The following is a 757-nucleotide window of genomic DNA, read 5'->3' as shown; positions in this document are numbered from 1 at the left end:
CACTGGCTGAGCAAGTAGCTCTGCCGCGGTCGAAAATACATCAGCAAAAGACGTCGCTGGAATTGGATCATGAATACCATCCTCATCAGGGTCTTCAGCGACAAAGCCTATTGGCACCACATTGTCGCAATCAAGGTTTGAAGCAAACCAAGGTGACCAGTCTGCATCACACTCGAAAATATACGAAGTGTTAACAGCGCTGAGCTCTGCAACAAAGATCTCTGCGCCATCACTAAAGACGGCATCCGCATCGAAAGCTTCATCACCAAAGGCTAAGTGAACTGGCAAACCAGAGACATCAAAGGCGGACAAATCTACATCCGTCGCGACAACATCGTTGGGATCACCATCAAAGCTTGCTGCAACTCTCGCGGTCTCACCAAGCGTTTCTGATCCATCGGCACCGTAACCGACAATGATAAACAGGTCATCAAGTCTTTCAATGCCATTGGCTGTCAGTACCGACATTTCTCCTGCACCGATATCTTCTGAGCTACGATCAACCCACATGCCAGTTTCAGGGTCTAACTCAAATAGCGTCTCAAGCTCACCACTTATTGTTCCGTATTCAAACTCAAGTTGAGTATTGCCCGCAGCATCGTGGTCATAGTCTATTTCAAACCATGTTGCCCCCGTAGAATCAATATCGCTTTCGGTAATGGCAACGGGTGCCGAGCCTGTATAAGTGCCGTTAGAAGAACAGGTTAAGGTTTCACTTTCATTTTGCTCTGAATCCGTAAAACTCCCACCAGCTATA

Annotated in this window: 1 protein-coding gene; it reads right to left on the bottom strand. The window is 47.4% G+C overall.

All coding sequences use genetic code 11. The annotated features are described in order from the left end of the window. Positions 1–757 (bottom strand): hypothetical protein (locus tag A3729_RS32400; RefSeq protein ID WP_197475610.1); only part of this gene is annotated, 757 nt, incomplete at both ends.

The sequence above is a fragment of the Oleiphilus sp. HI0043 genome (assembly GCF_001634935.1).
Note: the sequence above shows the minus strand (reverse complement) of the source record. Positions and strands in the feature narration are given on the sequence as shown.